At 43.4% G+C, this 6,423-nt stretch carries 6 protein-coding genes; all 6 read right to left on the bottom strand.

Features of this window, described 5'->3' with window-relative positions; genetic code table 11:
* Positions 1–583 (bottom strand): HEAT repeat domain-containing protein (locus AC5JL8_RS16595; RefSeq protein ID WP_495880791.1); only part of this gene is annotated, 583 nt, incomplete at its 3' end.
* 289 nt (positions 584–872) lie between these two features.
* Positions 873–1,589 (bottom strand): Uma2 family endonuclease, encoded by a 717-nt coding sequence (locus AC5JL8_RS16590; RefSeq protein ID WP_495880798.1) that lies wholly within the window; start codon positions 1,587–1,589, stop codon positions 873–875.
* Positions 1,590–1,751: 162 nt separating this feature from the next.
* Entirely contained in the window at positions 1,752–1,949 is a 198-nt protein-coding gene (locus AC5JL8_RS16585) for a DUF2795 domain-containing protein (protein ID WP_495880790.1), read from the bottom strand.
* A 754-nt stretch (positions 1,950–2,703) separates the two neighbouring features.
* Positions 2,704–4,998, bottom strand: a complete 2,295-nt coding sequence (gene glgB / locus AC5JL8_RS16580) for a 1,4-alpha-glucan branching enzyme (RefSeq protein WP_495880789.1) — start codon at positions 4,996–4,998, stop codon at positions 2,704–2,706.
* Between the two features lie 197 nt (positions 4,999–5,195).
* Positions 5,196–5,510, bottom strand: a complete 315-nt coding sequence (locus AC5JL8_RS16575) for a hypothetical protein (RefSeq protein WP_495880797.1) — start codon at positions 5,508–5,510, stop codon at positions 5,196–5,198.
* A 77-nt stretch (positions 5,511–5,587) separates the two neighbouring features.
* A complete protein-coding gene (locus AC5JL8_RS16570; RefSeq protein ID WP_495880788.1) occupies positions 5,588–6,256 on the bottom strand; it encodes a glutathione S-transferase family protein in 669 nt (222 codons plus the stop codon).
* Positions 6,257–6,423 lie beyond the last annotated feature (167 nt).

Below are 6,423 nucleotides of genomic sequence, written 5' to 3'. Positions count from 1 at the left end.
GCAGTGCGGCGACGTTGGCGGCATAGTCTTTGGCTTGCATCTGCCCCAGTGCATCGGCTGCGGCATAACGGACATTTATGTCAGAATCTTTGAGCAGTGCGGCGACGTTGGCGGCAATGTCTTTGGCTTGCATCTGCCCCAGTGCATCGGCTGCGGCATAACGGACATTAGGGTCAGAATCTTTAAGCAGTGCGGCAACGTTGGCGGCAATGTCTTTGGCTTGCATCTGCCCCAGTGCATATGCTGCGACTCTACGGGAAAGGCTCTTTTCGTCTTTTTCTTCTTTGTCAGGAGGCGATAGCTGCTTAACTAGCAGATTCACAACGTCTTGATAGTTGGGAATCTGCTTTTTGGGATTATCTAGCTGATATTCTCCCAATTTCTCTGCTGCTTGTGCCCTTACACCAGCATAGGGGTCTGCTAGGGCTGCGACAATGCCTTTAATTTCCCAATCTTTAGGCTTGGGTTTTTTTGATTCTTCGGCGTTTACCCAAGTTAGCGAAAAGATAACTGTCAGTAAACAAGTAAAAAGAAACAGGAAAATGCGAGAAAGCCTGCGACGGTTGCCGGCATTTTTGGGCATGATGGGGAGACAGAACAAAAGGCTCTGAGGTAACGGTGAGGCAAGTCGTTGTCTCCAGCAAGGTGTAGCCATACCCAGAATTACCGCAATTATTGTTTATTAGTGTAGCAGTGCGCTCTGCAAGGCAGAAGTGATAGCAAAGTGCTGAGTATAAACCCAGTTGCTTCATGAGTTCCTCGCAATCAACACTGTCCTAATTTATGTAACTACAGCTATAAAAGTCAGATCCCCGACTTTTTAAAAAAGTCGGGGATCTCGCAGCTTATCAAGCGTTAGCTACAGAAAAAGTTCACTCGCTATCTGGCTCGATACCCATTGCTCGTAATCGTTCCGCTAATATTGCTGCTCGTGCTTCTGCTTGTTCTGCCCTTTGGCGTTCTTGTTCTGCTCGTTGTTCTGCTGCTTCAGCCCGTTGTTCTGCCTGTTCTGCTCGTTGAGCAATTTCTGTATAAGTTAAAAACTGCGTGCCATCTGGGTAAAAAATCTGCAATTGTGAACTTGAAAGGTCAAAGCGAATCTTCAATCTAGGGCTAATCCATCCGTCGATAGTGTCAATCACATCCAGAAAGCTTTCAGTCCGCAACCAACCACTTAGCTCATTTTGGTCAGGGTCGTACAAATAATATTCTTCAACATCAAAACGGTCATAAAATAGCAGCTTTCGGTTCATTTCTGCTCGTGTATTTCCAGGTGAGAGAATTTCAAAGACTACTTGCGGCGGTATATTATCTTCTTGCCACTGTTTGTAAGAACCTCGGTCTCCTTTGGGTCTGCCAAACACGACCATTGCATCAGGTGCTTGACAAGTTTTATTATTCCCCTCAACCGGATACCACAGTAAATCCCCAGCAATGAACACATTGGGGTCATCAGCAAATAACCATTCGAGATTTTCTTTAATGGTGACAATCCAGCGAAACTGTTTTGTGTTATCCGCCATCGGTTTACCATCGCTGTCGGGGTAGATGACCTCTGACTGGGAGGATGGCTGTAATTGAACCATAATCTTACCCTTTAGGAAACAGACATTGCTGTACACATACCCTAGCATGGCATTTTACAGCCACCAACCAATACAGCGATGTTGTGAAATTATTTTAGGCGATCGCAGGCAGGCTTTGTTATTTTAACAACACTCTGCTAGGGCGATCGCTACTCAACTTATCTACTAATTGAGATGTTCGATAGCTTCACTCACATCTGTGGGCGTGTCATAGTTCTTGTAAGGTATTTTCTTCAAAACCCGAAGCACTTTCTCATCAATACCTTTTTCTTCTGCATTCTTAATCAAGTCTTTCTTGCTGATTGGATAATCAACTTCGTTCAAGCTCTTATTTAGCTGCACCAAGTTTAGTGTATTCATCATGGTGATTCTCCTACAGAGGCAAAGTTGTGTACTAAATATCAGCAGTCAAAATTCATTCGATTTTAAGTTTTAGATTTTGAATTGATTCCACACATGAATCTGCTTGCTAATACCATCAAGGAATGGTTAGTCAATTAGCTAATTATAAAGAATTAGAAATCCTTGCAATCACCTATACAATCAGATGTTACATAGCTTATTGGCATCATACCAATGGTAGATTTTTAATTGTATAAATATAAATATTTAGAGGCTGTTGTAAACAACTTTTTGTGAAGCTAGCAGACTCTTCAATAATTAGTTTTTCAAGTTAATACAACTCAGGCGATCGCTTATGTTGAAAATATTGCGATCGCTCTTTAATAACAAATATTTTAATGTTTATAAAAAACGTCTTGATGTTAGTAATACCAATTCCACTAATGTTTGCGACACATCAATTATTCGTAGGGGCACAACATTGTTGTGCAACGCCACATCCTACCCTGCCTTAAGCCCTTCGGGTGAATCCTACGGATACGCTGCGCGAGCGGCAGTTGCTTCAAGTCGGGGAACCCTTTCGGCAGTCGCTCATGGGGGAAACCCCCAAGACCGCGCTGCCTCACCAACGCACTGCCTCACCGCTTCGCGTCTACAAGTCTGGCGACCGAACGGAGTGGCTCCCCTACCCATCTGTTGCATTCTTTTTACAAATTGGTATGACTGCTGCGCGTCTATACATTATAAAAAGGTGGGGCTACACCCACCCTATTTCCTAATATTCCATCGCCTCTGCTGTCGTCTTCTTATCTAATTTGAGAATCAAAACTCCCAAAGGCGGCAGACACAAATCCAGCGAATAAGGACGATTGTGCAATGACCAATCATCAGTCCATTTACCGCCTAAGTTACCGATATTGCTACCGCCATACTGACGGGCATCGCTATTAAATAACTCAGTATAAAAACCTTTCTCTGGTACACCTATGCGGTAATGAGAATGAGGTTGAGGTGTGAAGTTGCAAACCACAACCAAAAAATTCTCCGAATTCTTATCGCGGCGGATGAAGGAAACCACACTATGGCGGTTGTCGCTACAATCAATCCACTCAAAACCTGGTTCAGCAAAATCTTGAGTGTACAAGGCTGGTTCACCGCGGTAGAGATGGTTTAGCTCTCGGAAAAATTGTTTTAATTGTTGGTGCGGTTCATATTGCAGTAAGTGCCACTCCAAATCAGCCCAGACATTCCACTCACTCCACTGCCCAAATTCCATGCTCATAAACATGGTTTTCTTGCCTGGGTGAGCAAACATATAGGTAAACAAACAACGCACATTAGCTAACTTCTGCCATGTATCCCCTGGCATTTTGCCAATCATATTGCTCTTGCCATGCACGATTTCATCGTGAGACAGAGCCAGCATAAAGTTCTCGCTGTGGTTATACCACATACTAAAAGTGATGTTATTTTGGTGGAACTGGCGGAACCAAGGATCCATGCTGAAGTAATCCAGCATATCGTGCATCCAGCCCATATTCCACTTCAAGTTGAAGCCCAGTCCACCTGTATAAGTAGGCCAAGATACCATTGGCCAAGAAGTGGATTCCTCAGCAATTGAAAGCGCGCCAGGGAAATAGCTAAAAATCAGATAATTGACTTGACGTAGGAAATCTGCTGCTTCTAGGTTTTCTCTACCACCGTATTGGTTGGTTACCCATTCTCCTTCTTTACGGCAATAGTCGAGATAAAGCATTGAAGCCACAGCATCAACGCGAATACCATCAATGTGATACTTGTCAAACCAGAACAGAGCATTTGCTACTAAGAAATTCCTAACTTCATGGCGACTGTAGTTGAATACCAGAGTGCCCCATTCTTTGTGTTCGCCTTTGCGGGGGTCTGCGTGTTCATACAGATGGCTACCATCAAAGAAAGCTAAACCATGACCATCTTTGGGGAAGTGACCGGGAACCCAATCGACAATTACGCCGATGCCGTTTTGGTGACATTGGTCAACAAAATACATAAAATCTTCGGCAGTCCCAAAACGGGAGGTGGGAGCATAGTAGCCAGTTACTTGATAACCCCAAGATCCATCAAAGGGATGTTCGGCAATGGGCAATAGTTCTACATGGGTGTAACCGAGTTCTTTAACGTAGGGGATAAGTCTATCTGCCAGTTCCCGGTAGGTGAGGAAGCGTGCGCCAGGTTTAAGTTCGGAAACAATAACTACAGGCTCGGTTTCACCATTGGGCAATTTGGGTGGTTCGGCACTAGAAGCGTGTAACCAAGAACCTAAATGCACTTCGTAGACTGAGACGGGCTGGGTAAGGGGGTCAGTATGGCGGCGCTTTTCTAACCATTCTTGATCACCCCAACTGTAAGCACTTAAGTCAGTAACAATAGATGCTGTTTTAGGGCGCGGTTCCTGTTGGAAACCGAAAGGATCAGATTTTTCGTAAATGTGACCTTCAAAATTTTTGATTTCATATTTATAAGACTCTCCCACTCCTAATTCAGGAATAAATAATTCCCAAACGCCAGTAGGGCCTTTACGCATTTGGTGCTTGCGTCCATCCCAGTGATTGAAATCACCTAGTACAGAGACGTTACGAGCATTGGGGGCCCAAACCGCAAAATAAACGCCCTTAACGCCGCCTACTTCTGTGAGGTGCGCTCCCAGTTTCTCGTAAATCCGGTGATGATTACCTTCAGTAAACAAATGCAAATCAAAATCTGTCAGGTGAGGAGAACGAAAGGCGTATGGGTCATAGGTGACGCGCTCATGTTCTCCTTCTTTGATCCGTAACTGGTAGTTTGCCAGTTCTGCTGTTTCAATTGTGCATTCAAAAAAGTTGGGGTGATGCGCTGTTTGCATCGGGTATTCTTTGCGTTCTTCGGGAATGACTACCCACGCTGCACTCGCATTTGGGAGGTAGGCTCTCACAGCCCAGACGCTTTTGCCATTTTGTTCGATGAGATGAGAACCGAGTATTTCAAACGGATCTTGATGTTGATTCCAAACTATGCGGTCAACTTGTTCAGGAGCGATCGTAGTCATGGACATGAAACTACCTACGTAAAATAAGTGATTGGCTAAAACTACTTTTTTTATATATATATATTCTTTACATTTATTTGCAATTTGTCGCCACCGTTATCGTACATCAGAATGAGTAACTCGTTTTTTACCTACCGGAGTGGTGGAGCAGGGGATCGCGGGAGAATGGGAGACAACGGGGCTATTAAATATCGAGTAATTTGTTAAATATCTAAAAATGGGAAAAGCTGAAGTAAGACACTGCGTATCCGCAGTAAAAAAATCTGTTCTCGAATTTTGGGATCTAGTTTTGGTGGTGGAACTGCTTGCAGCCGCGCTTGCAATTCTAAGTATTCGGCGGCATTAAGAGGCTCACCATCAACAGGCGATCGCGCTTCTAGAATAATTTCTGTCCGCAAGATTTCTTCGGGAATATCTTCTGCTGGCGGTAATGCCATTACTGCTGTCTGCCAATGGCTAGTTAACCCTACCAAAATGCTAACGCTAACGCTCAAAACAAAAAATCTGATCCGCTTCATCGGTGCCATTTTGAGTTCTGAGTCCTATGTTACGTATCTATTTAAATTCTAAATTTCAAATTTCAAATTTGAAATTTTTATAGCCCTGGCGGTAGTTGTTCGCTACAAAATTGATGAACTTGTACAATGCGTTCAAATAGCCAGGGATATTTTTGTCGGTAGTGGGGAATGAGAGCTAAAGGACTCAGCAAGGCTGCTGCTGCGATATCTGCTACACTCAGCCTGTCACCTACCAAATAATTGCTCTCGCGCCAGCGGATAGATAAGAATTCCAAAGCAGTGATTAACCTGTTAGTGGCTAATTCTACACTAGCTCTGTTGATCCCATATTGTCGTCGCACCACTCCTATGATTATCTGGCTAGATAGTGATGGGTTAAAGGACTTGCCCTCATTAGCGCGAAACTGATAATAGACAAACCGTGTCGCTGTACCGATGCTTTCATCCAACCAATCTTCTAGCATCCAGGCTTCAGTTTGCTGTATATCGTCGGGTAGCAATAGCGACGGTTCTTTTTGATAGTTTTCTAGAAATTTAAAAATTTGGGTTGAGTCGGCGATCGCTTCTGGTTGCCCTTCAGTTTGCGGTAATAAAACTGGTAATGTAGTCAAACCCGTCAGGGACTTTACTTTGAGGATATGCAAGCCGGGATTCAAGTTCTCAACTTGATATTTAATTTTTTTATACCCTAGACCTAAACGGGCTTTGCGACAATAATGAGATGTACTAAATTGCAGTAACAGCATAAAGCTACTCTAGCAGCTTAATCTACAAACACTGCTACAAAATTAGAAATTTTTACCCTTGAGCTAGCTTGACAAAAGACATCTACTAAAAATTTAGTAATGTCAAGCAACACTATCAGTTTATTTTTTCAGTTTGAATAAAATATCTTTTTCAGCAATAAGAATAG

The organism is Mojavia sp. (genome assembly GCF_059505145.1).
This window is presented reverse-complemented; position numbering and strand designations above follow the sequence as displayed.